This window comes from Legionella anisa (assembly GCF_001467525.1).
In the GTDB taxonomy this organism is placed as follows: Bacteria; Pseudomonadota; Gammaproteobacteria; order Legionellales; family Legionellaceae; genus Legionella; species Legionella anisa.
In genome coordinates this window covers 1-24,826 of sequence record NZ_LNXS01000019.1, presented here as the reverse complement: position 1 = coordinate 24,826, position 24,826 = coordinate 1, and the positions used below count along the sequence as shown (strand labels likewise).

Sequence of the window (24,826 nt, the reverse complement as noted above, 5' to 3'; positions counted from 1 at the left end):
CAGCGTAGCGAAACCCGGGTTTAATGCAGCAGCGACATTCCCGGGATATGATTTTATGTAAATCTAGAGTTATTGCTATTATTACTACATGAATATTTCTACTGAATTAGCGTTGTTCCTCACTAAGTTACCTAATGAACCCGGTGTTTATCGTATGTTGGATGAAGCGGGTAATCTTCTTTACGTAGGTAAAGCATCCAATCTAAAAAAACGGGTTACGAGCTATTTTAATAAACAAAATACAGGAATTAAAACTCGTTCTTTGGTGAGTCAAATTGCCTCCATAGAAATTTCCGTTACGCGGAGTGAAACAGAAGCATTACTATTGGAAAGTAATCTGATTAAAACGTTAAAACCAAAATACAATGTTTTGCTGCGAGACGATAAATCGTATCCTTATATCCATCTTTCCAATCATCCTGACTTTCCACGAATTGAGAGCTATCGCTCTAAGAAAAAACCTCTTTCAGGTGACTTTTTCGGCCCTTATCCCAGCAGTGCAGCAGTAAAAGAAACTATAGTGACTATTCAAAAAGTTTTTAAACTTCGTAATTGTCGCGACAGTTATTTTAATGCACGTTCAAGACCGTGTTTGCAGTACCAAATCAAGCGCTGTACAGCCCCTTGTGTCAACTATATAACTCCTGAGGATTACAAACGTTCAGTACACGATGCTATGCGCTTTTTGCAAGGTAAGTCGCAATTAATTCTTGATGAGCTTGCCAAACGGATGGATAAAGCGGTAAGTGAATTGAATTTTGAAGAAGCAGCAATTTTGCGCGATCAGATTAAAAGTTTGCGCTTAGTGCAAGAACAACAAGGGATTTTACAATTACGTGGCGATGCAGATGCTATCGCAATTGAGGTTAGTCCTGGTTTTGCCTGTGTTCAGTGTGTGACAATTCGTGAAGGTCAAGTATTGGCAAGCCATAGTTATTTTCCATCTGTACCGCAAAAAGGATTGGAAGATGAACTCAGTATGGAGGATCTATGGCAACAAACTTTTGATGCATTTGTTGGGTTCTATTATTTGGATACCCCGGAAAAAATCCCCGCTTTAATTATTACGAACCATGACTTATTGGACCATCAATCATTACACGAAGCATTATCACAACGACGTGGCAAATCGTGTAAAATCCAAGTGAATCCACGCGGCATAAAATCCCGGTGGATGGATTTTGCCTTAAACAATTTACGTGTTTCGGTAGCTGAATATGTTACGAAACATTCTACAATGAGATCGCGTTTCCAGGAGTTAGAGCGATTTTTGAGATTGAAAAAACCCATTGAACGCATGGAATGTTTTGATATCAGCCACACTCAAGGTGAAGCAACTGTTGCATCATGTGTTGTATTTGATCATGAGGGTCCTTGCCCTAATGAATATCGGCGTTTTAATATCGAAGGTATTACTCCTGGAGATGATTATGCCGCAATGGAACAGGCGCTTACCCGCCGCTTTAAGCGCTTAGTCGAAACGCAATCTTTACCCGATGTATTAATTATTGATGGAGGTAAAGGACAAGTAGCTGTAGCCCAGAAAGTGCTGATGTCCTTGAGTGTCTCTACAGTGAGCTTGTTTGGTGTGGCTAAAGGGCCTTCACGAAAAGCTGGATGGGAAAAATTGATTTTGGTGAATGAAGCAGATGAATTGACTTTAGCTGATGACTCTAAAGCATTACATCTGATTCAACATATTCGTGATGAAGCACATCGTTTCGCTATTACTGCCCATCGTAAGAAAAGACAGAAAAAAAGATTGGAGTCAACTCTTGAGGATATTGAAGGAGTAGGAGCAAAGCGCAGACAAGCATTACTGCATCGTTTTGGCGGGATACGTGAACTTGCGAAGGCTCCAGTGGAGGAAATTGCTAAAGTATCTGGTATTAGTGAACATTTGGCAAAGCGTATTTTTCAATTTTTTCATGGTGAAAACGTATCGCCATAAAGGTATCTTATTGTAGCCTGGGTGAAGTGTAACGAAACCCGGGAATACTAAGCTTCATTCTTGTTCAAAAACCCCGGGTTTCGCTGCGCTACACCCACGCTACTTATAAGTCAGATAGAATATTATTCATAATCCTGGCAAAAATTCTAATATTCGTACTAAACTTATTTTAGATATGCTCGAATAATAATTAAAATAAATTGATATTTAAGCACAAATCTTGCATGTAAAAATAAAAAGTAAGGTGAGAGGGGGGCATATGTATAAATTACTTTCAGCTGTATTGATGATGCTCATGGCTGCCATAGTGAATGCCAGTAATTTTTATGGCACGGGATTATGTGGTTACCCACAATACGATTGTATTAAAGTAGAGTCGGGGCAAAGTTGGGAGACCTTATTTCCGGATGAAAATCAACGAGATATCGTACAAAGGGTCAATCGTACTTATAATCCTTTATGGACCGGTAAGATTATTGCTGTTCCAAAAAATCTTGCCTATCTCACCGTTTTTGACGTAGCTCCTTTTCCATTAAAAATTCCAGAACATCAAAAACAAATTATTGTCGATCAAGATAAGCTCGCTTTTGCAGCTTATGATGCTGCAGGTAATTTGGTGAGATGGGGGCCAATTTCATCAGGAAGAGATCGATGTTCTGATTCCAATCGTTCTTGCCGCACTTTAACAGGAATTTATCGAGTATTTAGTAAAGAGAATGAAAAATGCACATCAGATGTATTTCCAATTGGTAAAGGTGGGGCAAAGATGCCTTTCTGCATGTTTTTTCATAAAGGGTTTGCCTTACATGGTTCTGACGACATTCCAGGAGTCAGAGCAAGCCATGGATGTGTGCGAATGTTTATTCAAGATGCTAAATGGTTAAATCTGAGCTTTGTTGAATTATCCAGCGAACGAAATAATTTCATGGGTACAACAGTTATTGTACGTCCAATAAATGACAGTGAGTGAGAAATATGATGAATACAATAAAAAAAATCACTTCAATTTCATTGATGCTTTGTTTAGGGCTAATCTCTACGCACCTTGAAGCAGCTAAACCCAAAATGAATGATCCTAAGGATATGCAAGCTAAAGCGGAAAAGGCGGAAAAGGAAGAAGCTCGATTTCCAATAGGATGCAAGCCTGTAGGATATAAGGAAAGTTTAAAGGTCTTGTCTCTTTTTCCAGGTAAAGAAGGTGCTTTGCAATCTTTGTATTTCTTCTTTAATAAATCACAACAAACTGTAAGTTTGTATCACATGCGTGATGAAGAGAGCCAATATACTACTCGATACAATCATACAATCGGTGGGCGTCAATGGGCAGCATTAGCTACAGGAGAACCATTAGTCAAGTTCATTTGCACCTTAGGCGATGGCAAAACCTCCTATGGAAAAATCATTGATTGTGCTGATACGATTAAAGTATGTGAATATGTCAATGTAAAGTTTGGTTTAAATAATAAAGGCAACTTTTGGATAGTAGATGGCACTACAAGAAATGGGGCCGTCAATGAAGTAGTGCATTATGGCATAATACCCGGGGCATAAGTCTGAACGTATAACAATAAAAATTCGGGTTAAATTGGCATGCAAAGAGGGAGAATTTTCATGAAATCGCTAGTACCTTGGGTATGTTTATTTGTTGCATCAGCTGGGCAAAACGTTTTTGCTGATGATTTCAGTGCTTATCGATTAGGGAATTATAATAAAGCGATAGAACCTTTAATGAATCAGTCGGGTAAAAATGCGGTTGCCGATTACTACTTAGGGCGAATTTATCTTTATGGATATGGCCAACTCAAAAACAGTTTGTTAGCGATACGCTATTTTACTCAATCTGCACAAAAAGGATATCTCCCCGCCATTCAGCTTATGGCCAAATACACCTTATTACATGATAAAGATCCGCAACAAGCCTTTATATGGTTTAAAAAGGCGGCAGATGCAGGGGATGTAGATGCTCAAATGTTTACGGCAGCGGCTTATATGTATGGAGTTGGGGTAAAGAAAAATATAGATACAGCAACTCGTTATTACATTAATGCGGCAAAAAATGGTAATGCCATAGCACAATTTACCTTAGCGAAAAACTTTATTGAAAGCCGTAATGGATCAAATCAGAAATTAGGTCTTATTTGGTTAAATAAAGCAGTTGCCAATAACAACCCTCAAGCAATAACCATGTTAGGAGCGCTTTATCTTAAAGGAAAGCTGTTAGATAAAGACGAAAATAAAGGGGAGCAGTTATTAAACCAAGCTGCGGCTCAAGGTTTTGCACCAGCAATGGTTGCTTTAGGAGAGTTGGCTTTAGAGCGAAACCAAAAAGAACAAGCCTTGCAGTGGTTTAATAAAGCGAGCAATCAACAGAATAATGAAGCGTATTTGGATCTGGCTCATATTTATTCACAGCAAAAAAGTCCAGTTTACGATCCAAAAACTGCATATATGTGGACTTTAAAAGCGGCTCAGAATGGATTGCCACAAGCCAAACGCGAGATAGCTGAAATGTATCAAAAAGGGATAGGTGTTGAGGCTGATCCTGATTTGGCAAAGCAATGGCAAAGTCAGGCGATGCAAGATGAAAGCGCTAAAAATCAGGAAGCAGCTTTGGCACAGGCAGCCTTGTGGTTAAGTAATGGTGCAACAGACAAATTAGAGCAAACTGATTTTCAAATGAAAGGGATATTAAGTGCTTGGCATAACCCCACAGCATTAGGAGATTTTGCTTACAACCAGGGGCCTCAACTGAAAAATATAGTGCGCCAGTCTATTTTTCAGCCGCAGTTTGAATTAGTTCAACCGAATGATGTTCCTATAACCAGTTATTATGATGCGATTTTAAGTAAAACTCCCGGTTTCCAGGCGAATCAATGGACATATCCTCTTTATCCTTTAGATCATCAGTTATCAGTCTTAGAGAGAATAAACACACCTATATATTCGCGAATTAGTTTACCTACTCCTTATATCGATGCCAGCTTTTATGATTATGATGATAATTCACAAGCCCATGTTATGGATTTGTGGACTCAGGGTTGGCAAGCACAGCTTAACTATATGTCTGTATTTAATCATTTATACTTTAGAGCAATATTAGGTGATGCCCAATCACAATTTCAAATAGGACAAATGTTTCAATACGGTATTGGTGTGGCGCAAAGTGATTCTTCAGCCATTATTTTTTATCAAAATGCAGCGCAACAGCAGCATCTGGGCGCAGAATACAATTTGGGTATTTTATATTTGCAGCATGCCAAAGAGAAACAAGATTATCAGTTGGCGTTAAATGATTTAACTGATGCGGCATTTAAAGGAAATAAAAAGTCCCAGTATGTTTTGGCTAGAATTCTTTCACAGGGGATAACTGGTCCAGACGGCACAGTATATATTCAGCCCAATCAAGAACAAGCAACCTCTATGTTATACCTGGCTGCGGCCAATAATTATGGCCCTGCAGAATATGAGCTGGCAGATAGTTTGGCGCGCCAAAATGACAGTGGCTTAAGTGTGAATGTTAGAAAACACAAAATAGCTATGATTCGCCAATTGTACCAAGGAGCAGCAGATCGGGGCGTTTCTCAAGCGTTGCTACCCCTCGCGTTTTACAATGCTATGGATCAAGATAAACAAAGACAGGCACAAGCTTTCATGATCGCCAAAGAGGAAGCAGCGACTGGTAATGAACATGCCGCATTATTGATGGGATTACTCTATGATCGGGGCATTGGCGTAAAAGCTGACCCGGGACAAGCAATTACCTGGTATCAGCAAGCGGGGCAAAATGCCGTGAGTAATTTTATTTTAGGAACTTATGCTTCTGAAGGGAAAGGCGTAGCCCAAGACAAGACAAAAGGGATGGAGCAATTGCAGCAATCCGTGGACGATCAATTCTCTTATGCAGATTTTAATATAGCGGTATTACAAAAAGAAGCTGGACAAGACTTTTTACCTAATCTAATACGTTCATATAAGTTAGGAAACAGCCATGCTGGAATTGTTTTAGCAGATTATTACTTGGCAGAAAACTCTGATCCGGAAAAAATGCAAGAAGCCAAACAAATTTATACTGGCTTGGCGGAAAAAGGGGATCAGTATGCGCAACTGAAACTGGCTTATATGTTAGAAAAAGGTTTAGGGTCTGAACCTGATCTTGCAGGTGCACAACGTTGGTATACTGCTTCTGCAGAACAAGGAAATCCTCTCGCACAGTATCAATTGGGTCAGTTTTACCAGTTGGGTGATAATGCTGATCCTGATTATAATTTGGCGAAGCAATGGTATGAGAAGGCAGCTGTAACCCTACCTGAAGCTTCTGTTGCATTAGGGTTTATTGATGAAACAGTCAACGACAATTATGTTCAGGCATTAAAAGCTTATGAACAAGCTGCTATGAAAGGAGATGCTTTAGGGATATATGACTTGGCGTTAATGTATTTATACGGTAAAGGAACCCCTGTCAATTATCAAAAAGCTAGAGATTTATTTATCGAAGCAGCAACTCATCAGGTTCATGAGGCAATGAATCAATTAGGAGCTATTTATTTCAATGGATTGGGTCAGCCTCGTGATACACAACAAGCTTTATCTTGGTATAAAAAGGCAGCAGAGTTAGGTAACGCTAATGCCCTTTATCAATTAGGATTATTGTCGGAAACGGGTTTTATCACCAAACTTGATTTTAATAGCGCGCTTAAATACTACCAGCAATCAGCAGATAAAGGTAATGAGAAAGCGATGTTGGCTTTAGCACGAATGTATCATTATGGCTTAGGTGTGGAGAAAAACCCCAAAATGGCGGCAAGTTTTTATGAAAAACTGGCTGCACGCCAAAATGCTTATGCACAATATCAGTTAGGTACTTATTATCTGGAAGGTACCGCGGGTGAACGTTCTCTTTCTAAAGGCAAGGAATTATTGCAGCAAGCCAGTGACAATGGTAGTCTCCAGGCTCGAAAAGCCCTACAAAGAATGGAAGCACAAACCCAAGCTCGTGTCAGTTTTATTGAACCTATATTGATAAATAAAGTACCTATTATTGCAGAACAATCTGCTGATTTTATGTATATGCAAGCATTAAATGAGTGGAATCAGGGGGATGAAATTTTATCACGCATGATTTTACAACGTTTAGTGACCCAATTTCCTAATTTCGTACCGGCAAAACGTTCGTTTTATCAATTGAACCAGGTACAAAACGGGAGTATTTATGGTTAATGATTAATTCATCATAAGCTATAGCCCGGGTGAAGAAACGCATAACTCGGGCAACATATCTCTATAATTGTTCACGCTATAATTAACCCCACCAAATATAATTTATTGAATCTAAATCAAAAAATTTATTTAGATTTATTCTTTTTTTTTGGGATAAATTCTTGCATCTTTTATAATTTTTACTCAAAATATCTACTGTTTTATCTAGTTATACAACGGAATGTCTAATTTAAATAACAGGGGTGTTGAGATGAAATATACGGTAACTTTTTGCGTATTTGATCATACTATAGGCGGCAATCCTTTTTGGCATGGTTCTTTTTTTCTATCAAAACTGGATGAAAGCAAACGGTTGCTTGAAGTCGTTGAGACTTGGGGCTTTTATGGTGTTACCAGTACTGGAGATAAAAACAGTCGTTTAGAGAAATTCAAAATCAAAAATCATTTAGATGTTGATTTTCAAGGTAACCACGGTATGTTAATTAATGAAGAAATTCGTTATATGGATCTGGGACATGGTTTACATGGATATACTTTTGAGCTTACTCAAGAGCAATTTGAAGAAGTACAAAGACGCTGTGCCACAGCAGTTGCAGGGCAAAAAGCTGCTATTAGCGAAGTGGTAGGTGATGGTAACAACTTCACAACAGATCCGGAAAAAAAAGGAAGAATTTATAAGGAAGAGGTCTATTCCCGACAAATTTATGAAATTGAGCAAATTAAAGCGAAAATTGAAGGACGCCCATCTCGATTGAAACCTTTTGATTTTCATTTATCATTGGGTTATAGGAAGATAGGGTTCTTAGGGTTTGATTTTTGGCTACCTGTACCCAGTCTCGAAAATTCAAATACCTGCAAAACTAGGGCAGTTTCTCTTTTAGAAGGCATCCTCACTGAAGAGCAACTTGCACCCTTCAAAAACTCCTCTTTACCACGATTTATTCCCGGTTTAGAACCTATTCTATTACATAGTGAAGGAACATTACGCCCACATACCAAATCATCAGGTCAACAGGTTTTCTCTCGCAATTGGAAAGATAAAGATGTTAAATTATATTGGAGCGTACCTCCACAGAGTTTTGATAAATTAGCAGAAGATACCGTAGATTTATTTAACATAGATGCAGAGTATCGCACGGAGGTGAAATATATTGTCGGTAAGTTACAGCGTTTAGAATGGGCAATAAGAAATGCATCTTTGTCTAAGAAATACCAAGAAGATGAAGACAAAGATTATTTCACTAAATATAAAAATGATTTAGCTGATTTGATTGTTACATGTTATAGAGAGTTCGCCACTATTGAGCCTAAAAAAGATACTAAAATATCAGGTTGGAAAGGTTTTGCTCTTTCTTTATTTTCTGCACCTCGAAGTAAGGAAGAGAAAAAATTACAAGCTAAAATTCATCAGGCAAAAATGCTGTTCAATTCTATTTACATGGCAATAGTGGATGAATGGATTATCGATAAGGATTATCCTTCTGAGACTTATGCTCCTGAAGATGCGGAGGATTATAACCCTCTTGAGGCGGTAGCTTCTTATTTGTCGAAAGAAGATAAGAAAAATCTATGTAAGATAATAGGAAGAAATTATATAGAAAGTGAAGAAGCGTATGAGACTTCGTTGGTAACCTCTCCGGCCTAGTATCTTGGATTGCAAGCAAGAATTTTTAAAGAAAGTGGTCTGGGAACGATGAGGCGAAAAAGTGAGCTGGAGTTTGTTTCACTGCACCCAGACTACGATTTTTAAAATTAATAGGGTCTGTAAACACCTAGTTTAATGCCAATAAATTTCTTGTGTATCAATTCATTTGGTATCATAATGAAAAAATAATGTTGTACTTTTTTTGGGACAATTTACATGGGTGATTCTCTAGGCGTAGGCAGCCTTTTCCCAACAGGTTTTCTAACTACCCCATTTGATCAATATCCAGGTGCTAAGGCTCCTCAGCTTTCGAGCGAAGAACTTGAGTTGTTGATTGCTCATCTCGATCATTTCATAAAGAAAACTCCGTCTGGAACTTTAACAGAAAGTAATTTGGGTTACTGGCTAACGTACGCCCTCCAACGTGCGTTGAATCTATATAATGAGAAAGCAGCACAGCAAATTTGTGCACTTTTATATAATTTATACGATGATGAAAATCCAGACCTTCTAGTTTCAATCCTTTCTCAGACTCTTGATGGTGTTTTTGAGGGACAAACTGTAGCTTATGCTTGGATGGATAATCTCTTTACTGCTACCTTCGATTCCAAAAATAATTCAGCGATTGTGGCAATTAACTATATTTTCAGCCAACTGTTAGAGAAAACAGGTGATAAACTTTCTTCTGTAATTGCAAAAAATATAGAGGAAGGCAGTGAAAAAGGAAAAAATGCAATCCTTGTACTTGTACGTGCTTTGGCAAATGCTACTTCAATATCTGATAACCAGCCAACAGCTGAATTAATTGCTGAGCTTTTAAGAAGTTTTGTTAGGAAATCTCCTGGAATTATAAGTACTGCCTTAACTGAAGAAATTATGTATAGTTCTTTTAAAGGTAAAAGTGGTATCTATGTATTAATCGGTGCAATAAAGAATGCAATAGGGGATAATCCTAAAGTAGTACAAATTCTTAGTCGCATTCTGATTGATGTAAATAAGATGTGCTCTGCTGGCCTGGTTGATTCTTTATGCAAAATTCATGAGGTAGGTCCTTATAAAGGGGAGCATACGCTGCATGTTCTGCTTACGTCACTGGTTTCGGCTGCATATATTGATCAAAATTCAGAAACTTTAAGCGCTTTGATTGATGCCGTACATCAGATATGGAAGAGCAACTTTGATGACAAAGTTAATTTAGCATTAACGCAAACAATTCATACTGGTGATCATGTTGATTTAAATGGTATCATGATGATAGTACGTGCATTGACTGCCGCTATTGATCATCAACTACAAATAGCACCCATTATCGAATTTTTAAATAATTTTATAAAAAGTGATCCCGCAGACTTAGGGGCTGCGTTTACTCACCAGGCTCCAAAAAGTACTATAAGTGATTATACGCTTTCACCTTTACAGCTATTGATAAATGCATTGAGTAATAATAAAAATTCATTTCTGGAAACGAGGCTTCAGAATACCATTAGTAAATTGGCTTCTTCTAAATCAGCAGTAGAAATGTCATTTTCTTTAGAAGGCGAACCAAAATTAGTTTTTGTAAAAAAAGTAGTAAACGCTCATTCCTTGACTCAAGCCGAAATGACTCGACTCCTTGAAACGGGCGAAAAGCCACATTCTTCTCCCGTTGATCCCGGTTTTTTTTTGACAAGAAATAATCTCGAAAAACAACTTTTTTTCCAAGGCTGCATTATGGATAAAGGACGTGAGGCAAACAAAGATGAGGTAAGCGAAAAAAAAGTTGCTTGCAACAGCTTTTGAGTTCGTGTTTTTTACTTTTGCGTTGTTTAAATTTCGTTAATGTCCAATAGTTTATTGGCGTCTTTAATGAATAATCATTGATTATATTTTAAGCATAAGTTAAAATTCCCGACCACTATGGGATTTTTTTTGTAATTGATGGTGGTCATTATGCCAAACCCTTTTTTTGTTTTTTTAAATAAAAAACATGTCGTTAAAAAATTTACTTCATATCAAAATACAGAACAAACTAAAGAGCTTCAATTGCTTGTTGCATCTGGAAATAAAGCACAATACAGAAAAAGAGAGCAAGAACTTAATGAAGAAGGGTATAAATTTAGGTTGACCAAAGGAGTTGTTTATGAAATTAGGGATGAAGGTGAAAAAATAGAAGTTCGCGTTGCTGTCCAGGTTAAAGGATTCACTTTAACTTGGTACTTTTGGGCTCCAGATGGATTGGATCAATACCCTCAAGAATTCAGAGATAAATTATATAATGCTGCAGCGACGGCTCATAAAGAAGTTGATGATGGATGCGATTTATATCTTAGAGGTAGTGATGACCTCCATGGTAAGTTAATGCATCATCTACCATTAGAGTTTGGACATAATCACAATCATTACCGATTAAAGAATAATAAAGCGTATACACCAAAAGACTTTAATCAACATATGTTCGCTCTTGCCAAAACTGAAGTTTATCAAGAGTTTTTTGAAGCTGGTGAAATCGAAGATCTTTGTAAAAAATTCGAGCAATTTTACGTAAAATGGGTTGCAAAAGATGGAGCGAAGCCTTCTCTTGAAGAGGAATATTTGGGCTCTTCATCACAAAAACTAGTAGTAGAAGATGTGATTGAGTTGGAGTTATTTGCCCACCAACAGGAACCTTGTCGAATTAACATGACAGAACTCAAAGTAGATTATCAAGCAGCTAGAAAGGAAATAGAACGGATTGTTAGAGAAGGCCTAACAACAGAAAGCCTAAGTACATTATTAGAGAAAGTGGATAATGAGTATAATGAATTCGTGGCGTTCAGAAGTACAGGCGGAAGCAGAGGACTCACTCCTGAGATAACTGATCCGAGTAAAATTAAAGGAACACGATATCTAGCTAAACCAGGGAGCATGGGTAGGGATGATAAACTTAAAAAAGAATTACCCGACGTTCCAAAATGGGCGCACAGCGTTCAATCTGCTGTAGAGAAAGCAAGAGCATTTATGCTTGAGGATGCGAGAAAAAGATTGGCAGATACTGAAGAAGAGATTGCGCTGCCTGATAGTAGCGGCTCGAAGAGCATTAGCAATGACCCTGAAAAAGCGAGTGCTAAAGATAAGGAACCTAAAAAAGGTAAACCCCAAGTGGGAGTACTAAGTACGCATGTAGACTCTCCTGAGCCGAAAGTAAAATTGGAAGTGGTATTAAGTATGCATGGCAGCACCACTTTGCTGGGTCAATTGCAAAGAGAAAACGAAAGTACACAGAAGGTGAAGGGGCAAACTGATGTGCTGTCAGTATTAACAGTTTAAGTGCATGATGCTAATTACATTGAGGAAATAGAAAATGGGTAGGCTTTTTCAGGCAAAAAAGAAAAATGCTCAGCAAATTATTGATAATTTTACTGAGGATAAAATAAAAATTGATGCTTTTTGTGACGCGCTGAATGTATTGCAAAATAAGCTCTATACAGCAAATAATAGAGACGAGTTTGATAACGTTGTTCAAATGATAATCAACGAGGAAAGAAAAGTTCATCGCTTTCTATTGGAGCTTACAAAGGGAACCAATGAAGAGTCTATGTCAAAAGTGAAGGCATATATGGCTGACCTTCCTAAGTTCAAAAATGTAATGACTTTGTTGAATTATACAGAGACTACAACAAAAAATATTATAGCCAAAAAAGAATTATTAAGCCTGCAGGAAGCATCATTCAATCTATCCGAGACACAACAAACAGAATTATTTGTTTTCATTAACAAGCTAAAAGAACTTAAGCCTGTTGCAGAGCTGCTTGTAAGTCAACAAAATCATTTTAAAGAGCTCCTGCACGAAGCTACCTCGTTAGAGACTATTGATGAAATAGAGAACGAAATCCAAAATAGAAATCACCTACTTAATGGCGCTTTAGAGCGATTATTACCTTATCCAAAAGACGAGCAAGTGAGTGAACAAATTATTGAGGTCCTGAAAAAAAACAGACATTTTCTCACTATATTGGAATCATTCAATTTGCATGAATCATTAGTGGAAGAGATATTAAATGCAAGAGCCACGCTAATAGCAATGAGTGAGGAGTCCTTTTCTCCAGGCGGCTAGCCTGACTACAACTGAAAGCAGCAGTCATTTACATGCCGTTTTTAAGAGCAATCATCATAACCTGGGGGTCGCAAAGTAAACCCAGGTAAATCTAAGCGTTCAGTCCCTAGCCGGCGGAACGGGCTGTATTTAGCGCACATCTTGCGAGAAAATTTTATCAATGCCCACATGCCAATGTATGCTTCGCTTGTTTAGAAAACCTTGCTCACAACTTGAACTCAAACCCAACCGTTCGAATAAACATTAACTGAGGAGTTGAGCTACTAGGTCGTTTTGGGCATGTGCTTAAAAGCTGCGGTCAGTTTTAAGTATAAATACTGTTATATCAGTATATAAAAAGGATTTCGAACTGGCACTGCCAGTTCGAAGTTTATGAATTGAAAAATTAAGCGGTCATTGCCTTAACACGAGCCACCAAGCGGCTTTTAATACGAGAAGCTTTATTCTTATGAATTAAACCTTTTCCAGCAGCCTTATCAATAACAGGTTGAGCTTTGGTGTAGGCAGCATGAGCGGCTTCTTTATCACCTGATTCAACAGCTTTAATTACATTTTTGATGTAAGTGCGGAACATAGAACGTGCACTGGCGTTGTGTTGACGTAATTTTACGTTTTGGCGAGCACGTTTGATCGCTGATTTAATATTTGCCACTTAAAAATCTCCACTCATTCAGACGGTACAAAAAGATGATGATCATGCACAATGAGTTAGAATTTGTCAATAGACTTCTTTGTTTCTAAAGTATAAATTGATTCTCTCAATTGCGGTATGTATTATTTATGCTCAAATGAACATTAGGGAATAGGATATCTACCAAGTTCGGGTTATTTCAATGTAAAGACTGATACACGGGCATTTAAGATTATGACAGCCGATTCATTTAGTATATTATAAAGTATTTTACTTTGTGCATGAAAATTATGTCAACAACCGATTCAGAGATTATGGTACCTAAACGGCAAAGCTTATTGCGTTCAACGACACTGGTTTCAGTAATGACCTTTATTTCACGTATTGTAGGTTTTTTGCGCGATATGGTTCTTGCCAATTTTTTTGGTGCCCAAGCCGGTATGGATGCTTTTTTTGTCGCATTCCGCATTCCTAATTTTATGCGTCGTCTCTTTGCAGAAGGAGCTTTTGCTCAAGCTTTTGTACCTGTCCTGGCTGAATATCAAAAAACACGCTCTCCAAACGATGTACGTGTTTTTATTGCACGTATCGCCGGATATTTAGGTTCTATTCTTAGTGTAGTCACGTTAATAGGGATGTTTGCTGCACCTGTGATCATCTTTTTATTTGCTCCTGGTTTTAGTCATGACAGTAGTCGTGCTGTATTGGCTACAGAAATGCTGCGCATTACTTTTCCTTTTTTAATGTTGGTGTCGTTGACTGCTATGGCTGGGGCTGTATTAAATACCTATGGTTATTTCGCAATCCCCGCGTTTACACCGGTATTACTGAACATCAGTATGATTCTTGCAGCGATCTATTTATGTCCTCACTTGCCAAAACCCGTAGTCGGTTTAGCTTGGGGGGTTCTCATTGCTGGTATTGTGCAGTTGCTTTTTCAAATTCCTTTTTTGCATCAACGGAATTTATTGGTAAAACCTCAGTTGGTTAGAAATGACGCTGGAGTGAATAAAGTGCTTAAGCTTATGATTCCGGCTTTATTTGGCGTTTCTATTGCTCAACTTAATTTAATGGTGGACAGTATTTTTGCTTCCTTTTTAAAAATTGGCAGCGTCTCTTGGTTGTATTACACAGACCGTCTAACAGATTTCCCATTAGGAGTTTTTGGCGTAGCGATTGCAACGGTGATTCTGCCGCATTTATCTCGAAGACATGCCGAACAAAGTATAAGCCAATACTCAAGCGCGTTGGATTGGGGATTGCGTTCTATTTTACTTATAGGAGTTCCTGCGGGTTTGGGGCTGTGCTTGTTTGCTATGCCTTTAATTGCAAGTTGCTTTGCCTATGGCAAGTTCACTGTCGACGATGTGATTCAGACGCAAAAAAGCCTGATCACTCTGGCTGCAGGCGTACCTGCTTTTATGATGGTCAAAGTATTGGCTTCTGGTTTTTATGCACGACAAGATATCAGTACTCCAGTTAAGGTGGGGGCGATTTCTATGGTGGTTAATACGTTGTTGTGTTTTCTTTTTGTTGGGCATTTTGCTCATGCTGGCTTGACTTTAGCTTCAGCATTGGCAGGTTATGTCAATTGCTGCGCTTTATTATTTTTACTCATTAAACGAGGGGTATTCAAACCCTCTCCGGGATGGTTAAAATACAGCATACAATTACTCTTTGCTAACGCGGCAATTAGTATTTATTTAATTTTCATGCGTGGTACAGTAAGTTATTGGCTGAGTTTTCCCCCAGGTATGCGTTTAGGCTTATTATCTGTTCACGTATTAGTTGCCGTAATCATTTATTTATTAGTCCTGGGATTAGCCGGACTTAGACCTGCTCATTTTCGTGGCCAAGTGAAGGAATAAAAATATGCAAGCAAAATTATTTTATGAAACTCAGAGTGATAGAGCTATTCCTCTTTATTTGATGTCACAAAGCCAATGGGAAGAAGGACTAAGCATACTTACTTCAGCAGAACAAAATTGTCTTGCCTTGCATCAATTTAAAGGAAAAATAGGTGACTGTTGTTTTATTCAAAACGCTGATGGATTAATTGATAAAGCTTATGTTGGTACAGGTGATGGGAATCAGGTTCAGGCTTTAGCCAATGCAGCACTATTACTTCCTCCTAATATTTATCAAGTGCAAGGTACGTGCACTCAGGAGGCAGCAATGGGGTGGGCTTTGGCACAATATCGTTTTGAAGCATATAAAAAATACGATCAGAAGCCCCGACTTTTAATGATTCATCCAGATGATTTAAATTCTCTTTTGGCATTAACTCAAGCTCATTTTCTGGTGAGGGATTTAATCAACAAACCAACAAGTGATTTAGGCCCCAGAGAATTAGCTGAAGTAGTAGAGCAATTAGCTAAAACACATAAAGCACAATTCAGGCAATGGGTTGGCGATGAATTGCTAAAAGATAATTTTCCAGCAATTCATGCAGTTGGACGTGCTGCCAAATCAGCGCCTCGTTTGTTGTCATTAACTTGGGGCGATGAGAAAAATCCTCATATTACCTTGGTAGGAAAAGGAGTTTGTTTTGATAGCGGAGGCCTAGATATTAAATCGGCATCGGGTATGCGTTTGATGAAAAAAGATATGGGTGGCGCAGCACATGTAATAGGTCTTGCGCAATGGATTATGACTCGCAATTTACCCGTTCGTTTACAAATGCTTATTCCTGCAGTTGAAAACTCTATAGGACCTGATGCATTTAGACCCGGTGATGTCCTCACAATGCGTAATGGCTTAACGGTGGAAGTGCATAATACAGATGCAGAAGGACGTTTGGTTTTGGCCGATGCTCTGGTAAAGGCATGCGAGGAACAGCCTGAATTACTCATTGATTTTGCGACGTTAACTGGAGCTGCTCGGGTTTCAGTAGGTACCGAAATTGCTGCTCTGTTTACCAATAATGATCAATTGGCTGCAGAAGTGATGGCAGCTTCTCATAAAGCAGACGATCCGGTCTGGCGTTTGCCTTTATTTGCTGCTTATGAAGAATTGCTTCGCTCAAGTGTTGCTGATTTAACTAATTCCAGTGATCACCCCTTTGCAGGAGCAATTGTTGCAGGGTTATTTCTTCAACGTTTCGTAACAAAATCCATCCCATGGATGCATTTTGACATTATGGCATGGAATTTAGGCAGTAAGCCTGGAAAGCCTGAGGGGGGAGAAGCGATGGGATTACATACTGTTGCAGAATATTTGCTAAAGGTTTATGGGTAATAAAATGTCGAGTTTAAAAGGAGATTTTGATGTTAATAACGTTTCATACAGATGCCTATGAAGATATTACTTATTTTGCAGATGTAGCCAAGCGTCTGCTTTCTTTAATGGGTCATAGCGGTACCATTCCTGGAGCGATTAAATCCGAACATCTCCCTGAAGCATTAGAGAGGTTGCAGGCTGGTCTTAAAAAAGAAACACAAGTTGTCGAAGATGATGAAGACAATGAACAGGAAATCAGTTTGGTAAAACGTGCTGTTCCTTTAATCAGCTTACTCCAAGCAGCAATAAAAAAAGATAAAGATGTTCTTTGGGATTAATACATCGCTATTGTTTTTGTAGCCTGGGTGCAGCGCAGCAGAACCCGGGGTCTCTGAGCATGAATTAACTTCTTAATCCCGGGTTTCGCTACGCTGCACCCAGGCTACCAAGCTACAATTTACTATTTGAATCAAATAATTGGAACTATTTCATCTCAATCTGATGTGTATGCAACTCACAACCTTTTGCTCTATAGTCTCTATAATGTACGCGGCTTTGTTCTTTCTCAGTTTCTACATTGATTACTAACTCCATAATACGTTTAAATCTAGTGTAAAAAGATGGAATAGAATTGGAAAGATTCAACAAAATATCATTAAACCCTTTGGGCTCGTATTCGTAACCAATTTGGATTGGTGGCGGGGGTATAGGGCCTTCGCCTTGTATGTGATGTGGAATAAAGCTGTCTTCTTTAAAAGTCCATAACAACTCATCTAAAAGCTCTGCATCCTGTTTATTCTTGCATAAGACATAAACCTTATGGCCTTTAGCATAAGCTTTTTCCAAAAGACGGCAGGCAACCAGCCAACGTGCATCATTCTGGTCGCTCGCTAATAAATAAAAATCAACGCGAATTGGCGGCATGGCGTATTATTTGAGTGAGTAAGGGAACCGGTCTACCTGTGGCATTACGATTTTTACCAAAAATCCAGGCTGTACCGGCAATGTCCAAATGTGCCCAGCGATACTTTTCTGTAAAGCGAGACAGGAAACACGCTGCAGTGACACTGCTTGCAGTGCGATCAAAACCTGCATTGATCATATCTGCTAAAGGGCTATCAAGAGCATCTTGGTATTCATCATCTAAAGGCATACGCCAGACTCTGTCATTGCTTTCTTGAGCTGCTTTCTCAATCAGTTGCGCCAACTCTTCATCCTGGGTCATGAAACCGGACGCTACAGTCCCTAAGGCGACAATAACTCCACCAGTAAGTGTTGCGACATCGATGACAAATTTGGGTTGATATCGTTCTGCATAAGTTAGTGCATCAGCTAAGACCAGACGGCCCTCGGCATCGGTATTAATAATTTCGACAGTTTGTCCTGACATGCTGGTGACAATATCTCCCGATTTAACTGCGGTGCCACTCACCATATTTTCAGCACTGGCGATTAAACCTATAACATTGATTGGAAGCTTTAATAAAGCACAGGCTTTTAAGGCGCCTAATACACTGGCAGCACCTGACATATCATATTTCATTTCATCCATCGCATTTGCCGGTTTGATGGATAATCCACCTGAATCAAAAGTAATTCCTTTACCCACCAAAATTATTGGCGGCAAATCACCAGCCCCTTTGTAATGGATGTCTATAAGTCTTGGTGGCTGGGCTGAACCTTGGGCAACTGCTAATAAAGTCTCCATACCCATTTTGCGCATTTCATCGGGCCCCATCACCTTGCAACTCATATGTTGTGTGAATTCTTTGGCTAGCTGTATTGCTTGTTCGCCCAAATAAGTAGGGGTGCAGATATTGGCAGGCATATTTGCCAGATGGCGCGTCAACTCAACACCTGCTGCAATTGCCCGGCCTGATTTTAGTCCTTCTTCACTGGCATTGGGCAAATAAAAAGTTATGGCTTCTAATTGATGGGGTTTTGCCTTTTTCTTTTTAAAATCCAGTAATTGATAGCATTGATTATCTATTTGGATAACCATTTGCTCCAATTGCCAATCCGCAGAATATTGAGTTATTAATGGTAAGCATACAGTTGCAGTTCGGATGCGGTGTTTAATTAATGCGCCTGTAATCTCTCCCAGTCTCTTTTTTAGCTGAGAAGGGGTAAATTTTGTTTGTTCGCCACATTGAATGATGAATATACTACCATGTACATCATGATGCCATTGTATATCGCCAGTTTCAGAGGTTTTCTTAATAAGCCTACTGATTAGGCCATGAAGCTCTTTATCAAGAGTCAAAGCAAAATCGGTTAACTCAGCATCAGAAAATACCCCAAGAACAAGACATTCACTGGTCGATAATGAGGGTTTTTGTGTCAATCCATAATTCATTTTAATGATTCCTAATGCCCGATGTAGCCTGGGTGAAGCGCAGCGTAACCCGGGAATTTTAGTCCAATTAAACCCGGGTTACGCTGCGCTTCACCCAGGCTACATTTGTTTTGTAGTTTACCCAAACTCAATTTGATTTTAAACAGGCATTTTACAGTCTATTAATGGATTTTTAGGCACAATGATTTGCACATTGATGCCTTTAATCGTTGGACTATTTTGTGCTTTATTAAGGTAATCAATTAACGGAACATCAACCACTTTACCGTATTCTGACGAGGCTTCGCGAAAATACAATTGCCCCTTATTTCTAATTGCAAAGCCTAAATGCGAAATATTTAACGCAGTGCCAATTTTTTGACTTAAATCCCAGTTTGGTCTAACGATTTCAATAATTGCACCATGAGGAATTTGTGCGAATAAATACATATTTGGTTTGTTTTCGGAAAATAACGCAGTAAAAGGAAGATAAGGAACTTTTTCTGAGGTGACTTCTAATTTGGCACCTTTTCTTTTTAATTCGGCCAATCGTTTCTCTTCTTTCGCTTTATCTGCGTTTTCTAGTCTAATTGTTTCTACAGTTTTAAAGGCATACCAATTAGGCTTATTAATGACTGCATCAGCAATTTTGGCCACCGGTTGGTTATTTTGGTCTTTAATGGTTAGAGTAATGTCTTTCAGTATTCCACTGTGCTGGTTATTTTGATTCCAATCCAAGCCAGTAAAATGATTTCGATATAGGTAAGAGACAGTTCCATTTTTATAGCGTATTTTATTGATACATTGTTGAAATGATGAAAGGGAATTTGTCACAGCTAAGGACAAAACGGTGTCAACATACGTCTCACAGTCGAACGCATCAACACGATATTTTGGAAATTGATCGTATCGTGCTGATGAACCTTCCCCGAGGGAGCCAAGAAGGTAAGGCGCCCCTAAAAATTGGCTACTGATCCAATCCATTCTGTCGGGCATGGAACTATTCGGCATGCTGCTTAGTCTATGGTATAGTTCCTCTATTGAGGAGTTAGCCTGTTTTTCAGTATTATTTGAATCAAAAGCATTGCTTTGAAAAGAAATGAAAAAACAGGTTATAAAAACCAGATGTTTTAAGGGAGTAAGAGTGTACTTCATCAGTTTTTTCTATCTAAAGCCAAAAAAGAACTACATTTTAACCCGTTCCAGAGTATGGAGGCAAGAATGCTTAATTTAATTTGGCTAGGGATGATACTGATTTCTGTCATAGTTGGGGTGATTGAGGGGCGTATTGACGAGGTTGCACGCGCTGTCACTGAATCAGCCAAGCTTGGCTTTGAAATCGCCCTTGGTTTAGCAGGAATCATGACTTTATGGCTAGGAATAATGTCTATAGCGAATGAATCAGGTTTGGTTAACTTGCTGGGAAAATTGCTTAAGCCGATTTTAAGACGGCTATTCCCTGATATTCCTACCGAACATCCTGCAATGGGAGCTATAACCATGAATCTTGCTGCGAATATGTTAGGGTTAGCCAATGCAGCAACCCCATTTGGACTCCAAGCGATGAAAGAGCTGCAAGCACTGAATCAACATGCAAAAATTGCAACGAATTCCATGTGTACTTTCCTAGCAATTAATACTTCAAGTGTGCAGTTAATTCCTGCTACCGCTATTGCATATTTGGCGGCAAATGGCAGTACCAACCCAAGCAGCGTTATAGTCAGCTCCTTGATCGCAACAATTATTTCTACTTTGGTTGCCATTATTTCTGTAAAACAGTTAGAAAAATTACCGATGTTTCGTGTTGGAAGGAAAGACAGCTTATGATCGGATTCGCCAACCAATTGTCCAATTGGATGCTTATAGTTTTTATTGTAGGGATTCCTTTATATGGAGCAATTAAAAAAATTAATGTGTTTGATGCATTTATTGTTGGTGCGAAACAAGGTTTTGATACAATTTTGAGTATTGTTCCTTATTTAATTGCAATGATAGTTGCTATAGGTATGCTGCGTGCCTCGGGTTTTTTTAGTCTCATAGCAAATCTCCTTGCCCCGCTTCTAGCCATGATTGGCATGCCTCCAGAAGTATTACCATTGGCTTTAATCCGACCTTTTTCAGGAAGTGCCTCAACAGGAATGATGGCAGAATTGGTTCATCAATATGGCGGAGATTCTCTCATTTCCAAAATTGCAGCAACTATGATGGGAAGTACAGAAACAACATTTTACGTCATTGCTGTGTATTTTGGTTCTATAGGAATTCGACGTACACGACATGCTATTCCTGCGGGTTTGTTTGCGGATCTTGCCGGAATTATTGCTTCAGTAATTGTTTGTCGTTATTTATTCGGCTGATGTTATTCACAAAATAATAAGTGTTCAATTTATCAAGAAAGGTATCCAATGAAAAAACAACTACAATTAATGACCATAGTTCCTATTATTTTATATGGGACAACTTCATACGCCTATAGCATAAGAAACACTTACCCAGCGGAGCTCGTATGCGTACAGATAAAAAAACCTCATACTACTTATACTATTCCGGCCAATGGATCTTCAGATAATTTTGATAATGTTCCTTTCTTGACAATAAAAGCAAGTGGCAGTTACAAATGCAAAACCGGAGATGGATTATACACTTCTACCTGCTCCGTCTCAGACATTCAAGAGGCGGCAACGTTCAATACTAATGATGGTTCTGCAAGTTGCTCGACCCCTGTCAAAATACATTAGGGTTTAGAATGAGTTGTATATAGATTATCCAACTTTTGTTTTCTTCTTGCTCTTGTCTTTAGCTGCAAAACCTGTTTTTTCAAGTGATTTTAAACGAGCAAATACATTACGTACTTTTGCCTTAAACTGAGCCATTTCTCGCGCAGGAACAGGAGATGCTGTAGGCAAATAGGTTGTTGTTGGATTTCTTGGTTGATTATGAACATGCAGTTCATAATGACAATGAGGACCTGTCGCAAGACCTGTCTGACCTACATAACCAATCACTTGGCCTCGTTTTATTCTGCTGCCTTTTGATAGGCCTTTTGCAAATCGAAGCATATGTCCATAAAGAGTGCTATAAGTTTTATCGTGTTTTATTTCAATCATATTACCGTAGCCATTATGCCTACCAATGTTGGCAATAGTTCCATCACCGACTGATTGAATCGGGGTGCCAATGGGCGCTGCGAGATCGATGCCTTTATGGGCTCTTTTATAGTGTAATATTGGATGATATCTGGAATTTGAAAAGGTTGAACTGATGTGACTAAATTTAATCGGATAGCGTGAAAAAGCCTTTTTGAAGCTCTCTCCTTTAGGAGTGTAGTAGTCCCGAGCGCCATTTCTACTAATATGACGTATTGCTTGGGCGGTCTTGCCCTGACTGGTATAGCTCACAGCAACAACATCACCAATGCCTACCATTTTGTCTTCCACATACAACGTATCATAAGCGATTGAGAATCGATCACCACTGCGAACGGAGCGGGAAAAATCGATTTCCTTGCGTAAAATCATGACCATTTGTTGAATTAATTTTCTGGGGATCCCTAAATGTTGGGCCGTAGTGTATAAAGAACCTTTGACCACCCCAGTAATGTAACGCTCTTGAGTTTTTACTTTTTTGGAGTCAACTTTAGTTTTATAAACTGCTCCATCCCTATAAACTGTCAGTGTTTGTATGGTATTTATAGGAATAACTAATTTTTCTAACTTATTTTTACTAATTAAAAATTTCAGTTCCTGGCTTGGTTTTATTGCAGTAAGTGCTTTTGCATAAGGATTTTTTTGCATAACCAAATGTAGATTTTGTGCCGTTAAGCCAAGACGTTTAAATATAGTGGCCATAGAGTCACCAGATCTGGGCTTAATGGTTTGCCACTCATTGTCCTTGACGATTTTTTTGACAGGTTTTACTGTGTTAACAACATTTTCTACAACTGTTTTAGCTGTTTCTTGAGTAAGTTCCGATGGAGATTCTTCTTCAGCAACTTGTTCTTCTTCATTTGGATACGTGTTTTCTTGATAGGCTTCGTCTTGATATTCTTCAGATCCCTCCTCATCCAAATCAGGCAGAGCAACAGATTGAGTTGTGGGACCCTGCTGAGGATTATGCGAAAATTTTTTTACAAGGAAATAGGGCAGCGAAAAGGCAATAATCAAGGCAAAACCCATTAATACCTTAGATGGCTTAGATTTATTATTTTTATTCGTTTTTCTTTTTTCGATATATATATAAGGTTTCTTATCCATCGTTTGCCTATACATTGCCATCCAGAATCATGCTATTGTGTGCATTTATTAAATTTCGGCTGACAAATTATCTTAAATCACCTTTTAGGTATGGCAGGAAATTGCCAACCGGGCTAAGATACTCGGTGTGAGAAGATAGGTCAATCATTTATAAAGGTTTTGATGTCATGATAGTCGAAGATTCAGTATGTTCCGAGCTAATAAGAGGCTGTGAGGAGGTACTTCCGCAGCAAGAATTGGAAAAAAAATTACAAAAGGGAACATCTTTAAAAATAAAAGCAGGTTTTGATCCAACTGCACCTGATCTGCATTTGGGGCATACTGTATTACTTAATAAGCTAAGACAATTCCAACAATATGGACATGAGGTCATTTTTTTGATTGGTGATTTTACCGCAATGATTGGTGACCCAACTGGAAAAAACGTAACACGCTTGCCTCTTAGTCAAGAAACGGTTCTTGAAAATGCAAAAACATATCAGGAACAAGTGTTTAAAATTTTAGATCCGCTTAAAACAAAAGTGGTGTTTAATTCTCAATGGCTTGCCCAATTTAGTGCAGTAGATTTAATTCGCCTGGCGGCAACGCATACGGTTGCACGAATGCTAGAACGTGATGATTTCAATAAGCGCTATACCACAGGCCAGCCAATTGCAATTCATGAATTTTTGTATCCTTTACTTCAGGGTTATGATTCTGTTGCACTCAAAGCGGATGTTGAACTGGGTGGTTCAGATCAGAAATTTAATTTGTTAATGGGACGTGAATTACAAAAGCATTACGGTCTCGAACCACAAGTAGTCATGATGACGCCGTTGATTGAGGGCTTGGACGGTGTGAAAAAAATGTCTAAGTCATTGGACAATTATATTGGCATCAATGAGCCTGCTGCTGATATTTTTGGTAAAATTATGTCAATATCCGATGAATTAATGTGGCGCTATATTGATTTACTTAGTTTTAAAACAGGAAAAGAAATACAGACTTTAAAGCAATCTGTAATTCAGGGAGCAAATCCTAGAGACATAAAAATTGATTTTGCTAAAGAAATCGTGGCACGTTTCCATGATCAAACACAAGCAGAACAAGCACACAAAGAATTCATAGAGCGCTTTCAGAAAGGTATTATTCCTGAGGATTTAGAAGAACAAACCTTAACTTTGAAAGAACCACTTTCTTTAGTTCAACTATTGAAGCAAATGAATTTAACTCCAAGTACTTCAGAAGCAATTCGTTTAGTGAAGCAAGGTGCGGTTAAAATAAATGGTGATAAGGTTGAGGACGGGACTCTTGTATTACCTACAGGCCAAACCTATATAATACAAGTTGGCAAACGTAGAATTGCCAAGCTGCATTTACAATAAACAGAGTGTCATCATTTTTTTTAAAAAAATGAAAAAAGTATTTGACATACCAGGTGAAATCAGTAGAATACGCAGCACGCCTTCGGGGCGGGTTCATTAAGAAGAGAGAAGACAAACTGTGTGGGCACTTTAGAGACCT

The 24,826-nt window shown here is 38.6% G+C and carries 19 protein-coding genes; 14 read left to right on the top strand and 5 right to left on the bottom strand.

The features are described from left to right. The first annotated feature begins 88 nt into the window (after window positions 1-88). The 8 genes from uvrC to Lani_RS04280 all read left to right on the top strand — a co-directional run bounded on the left by uvrC (window position 89) and on the right by Lani_RS04280 (window position 12,885). On the top strand, window positions 89-1,951 hold the full coding sequence (gene uvrC / locus Lani_RS04315) for an excinuclease ABC subunit UvrC (protein ID WP_058388413.1): 1,863 nt from the start codon (window positions 89-91) through the stop codon (window positions 1,949-1,951). Window positions 1,952-2,210: 259 nt separating this feature from the next. Then, the gene (locus Lani_RS04310) at window positions 2,211-2,921 is read left to right on the top strand and encodes a L,D-transpeptidase (RefSeq protein WP_019233617.1); all 711 of its coding nucleotides are present in this window, start codon (window positions 2,211-2,213) and stop codon (window positions 2,919-2,921) included. A gap of 8 nt (window positions 2,922-2,929) precedes the next feature. Continuing rightward, a complete protein-coding gene (locus Lani_RS04305; protein ID WP_058388412.1) occupies window positions 2,930-3,502 on the top strand; it encodes a hypothetical protein in 573 nt (190 codons plus the stop codon). A gap of 60 nt (window positions 3,503-3,562) precedes the next feature. Further along, the gene (locus tag Lani_RS04300; RefSeq protein WP_019233619.1) at window positions 3,563-7,168 is read left to right on the top strand and encodes a tetratricopeptide repeat protein; all 3,606 of its coding nucleotides are present in this window, start codon (window positions 3,563-3,565) and stop codon (window positions 7,166-7,168) included. Between the two features lie 250 nt (window positions 7,169-7,418). Further along, window positions 7,419-8,813, top strand: coding sequence for a hypothetical protein (locus Lani_RS04295; RefSeq protein ID WP_019233620.1), 1,395 nt, complete (start codon window positions 7,419-7,421; stop codon window positions 8,811-8,813). A gap of 216 nt (window positions 8,814-9,029) precedes the next feature. Further along, window positions 9,030-10,592, top strand: a complete 1,563-nt coding sequence (locus Lani_RS04290) for a hypothetical protein (RefSeq protein ID WP_019233621.1) — start codon at window positions 9,030-9,032, stop codon at window positions 10,590-10,592. Between the two features lie 150 nt (window positions 10,593-10,742). Then, the gene (locus tag Lani_RS04285; RefSeq protein ID WP_019233622.1) at window positions 10,743-12,098 is read left to right on the top strand and encodes a hypothetical protein; all 1,356 of its coding nucleotides are present in this window, start codon (window positions 10,743-10,745) and stop codon (window positions 12,096-12,098) included. A 34-nt stretch (window positions 12,099-12,132) separates the two neighbouring features. Further along, window positions 12,133-12,885 (top strand): hypothetical protein, encoded by a 753-nt coding sequence (locus Lani_RS04280; protein WP_019233623.1) that lies wholly within the window; start codon window positions 12,133-12,135, stop codon window positions 12,883-12,885. 385 nt (window positions 12,886-13,270) lie between these two features. Here Lani_RS04280 and rpsT read toward each other — a convergent pair whose 3' ends face one another. Next, the gene (gene rpsT / locus Lani_RS04275) at window positions 13,271-13,537 is read right to left on the bottom strand and encodes a 30S ribosomal protein S20 (RefSeq protein WP_019233624.1); all 267 of its coding nucleotides are present in this window, start codon (window positions 13,535-13,537) and stop codon (window positions 13,271-13,273) included. A gap of 269 nt (window positions 13,538-13,806) precedes the next feature. On the opposite strand from rpsT, the gene murJ reads away from it, so the two are divergent. Genes murJ through Lani_RS04260 form a run of 3 tightly spaced genes read left to right on the top strand, consistent with a single transcriptional unit; the run spans window position 13,807 to window position 17,073 of the window. Next, the gene (gene murJ / locus Lani_RS04270) at window positions 13,807-15,384 is read left to right on the top strand and encodes a murein biosynthesis integral membrane protein MurJ (RefSeq protein WP_019233625.1); all 1,578 of its coding nucleotides are present in this window, start codon (window positions 13,807-13,809) and stop codon (window positions 15,382-15,384) included. Between the two features lie 4 nt (window positions 15,385-15,388). Beyond that, window positions 15,389-16,753 carry a leucyl aminopeptidase family protein gene (locus Lani_RS04265; protein ID WP_019233626.1) on the top strand — a complete coding sequence of 455 codons (1,365 nt, stop codon included), beginning with the start codon at window positions 15,389-15,391 and terminating at the stop codon, window positions 16,751-16,753. Window positions 16,754-16,782: 29 nt separating this feature from the next. Beyond that, window positions 16,783-17,073, top strand: coding sequence for a DUF1840 domain-containing protein (locus Lani_RS04260; RefSeq protein WP_019233627.1), 291 nt, complete (start codon window positions 16,783-16,785; stop codon window positions 17,071-17,073). A 145-nt stretch (window positions 17,074-17,218) separates the two neighbouring features. Here the strand turns inward: Lani_RS04260 and Lani_RS04255 are convergent, their stop codons facing one another. The 3 genes from Lani_RS04255 to Lani_RS04245 all read right to left on the bottom strand — a co-directional run bounded on the left by Lani_RS04255 (window position 17,219) and on the right by Lani_RS04245 (window position 20,225). Beyond that, complete coding sequence (locus tag Lani_RS04255; RefSeq protein WP_019233628.1) at window positions 17,219-17,659, bottom strand: DNA polymerase III subunit chi; 441 nt, start codon at window positions 17,657-17,659, stop codon at window positions 17,219-17,221. Continuing rightward, window positions 17,640-19,091, bottom strand: coding sequence for a leucyl aminopeptidase (locus Lani_RS04250; protein WP_019233629.1), 1,452 nt, complete (start codon window positions 19,089-19,091; stop codon window positions 17,640-17,642). Before Lani_RS04250 ends, Lani_RS04255 begins: the two co-directional genes overlap by 20 nt. Window positions 19,092-19,229: 138 nt before the next feature. Beyond that, a complete protein-coding gene (locus tag Lani_RS04245) occupies window positions 19,230-20,225 on the bottom strand; it encodes an N-acetylmuramoyl-L-alanine amidase-like domain-containing protein (RefSeq protein ID WP_058388411.1) in 996 nt (331 codons plus the stop codon). Window positions 20,226-20,291: 66 nt separating this feature from the next. Between Lani_RS04245 and Lani_RS04240 the strand changes: the two genes are divergently transcribed. Then, window positions 20,292-20,897, top strand: a complete 606-nt coding sequence (locus Lani_RS04240) for a nucleoside recognition domain-containing protein (protein ID WP_019233631.1) — start codon at window positions 20,292-20,294, stop codon at window positions 20,895-20,897. After that, on the top strand, window positions 20,894-21,427 hold the full coding sequence (locus Lani_RS04235) for a spore maturation protein (protein ID WP_019233632.1): 534 nt from the start codon (window positions 20,894-20,896) through the stop codon (window positions 21,425-21,427). The genes Lani_RS04240 and Lani_RS04235 overlap by 4 nt, the downstream gene beginning before the upstream one ends. A gap of 405 nt (window positions 21,428-21,832) precedes the next feature. On the opposite strand, the gene Lani_RS04225 is transcribed toward Lani_RS04235, so the two are convergent. Next, window positions 21,833-23,323, bottom strand: a complete 1,491-nt coding sequence (locus Lani_RS04225) for a peptidoglycan DD-metalloendopeptidase family protein (protein ID WP_058388460.1) — start codon at window positions 23,321-23,323, stop codon at window positions 21,833-21,835. Window positions 23,324-23,490: 167 nt separating this feature from the next. On the opposite strand from Lani_RS04225, the gene tyrS reads away from it, so the two are divergent. Beyond that, window positions 23,491-24,687 (top strand): tyrosine--tRNA ligase, encoded by a 1,197-nt coding sequence (gene tyrS, locus Lani_RS04220; RefSeq protein ID WP_019233634.1) that lies wholly within the window; start codon window positions 23,491-23,493, stop codon window positions 24,685-24,687. Window positions 24,688-24,826: the final 139 nt, after the last annotated feature.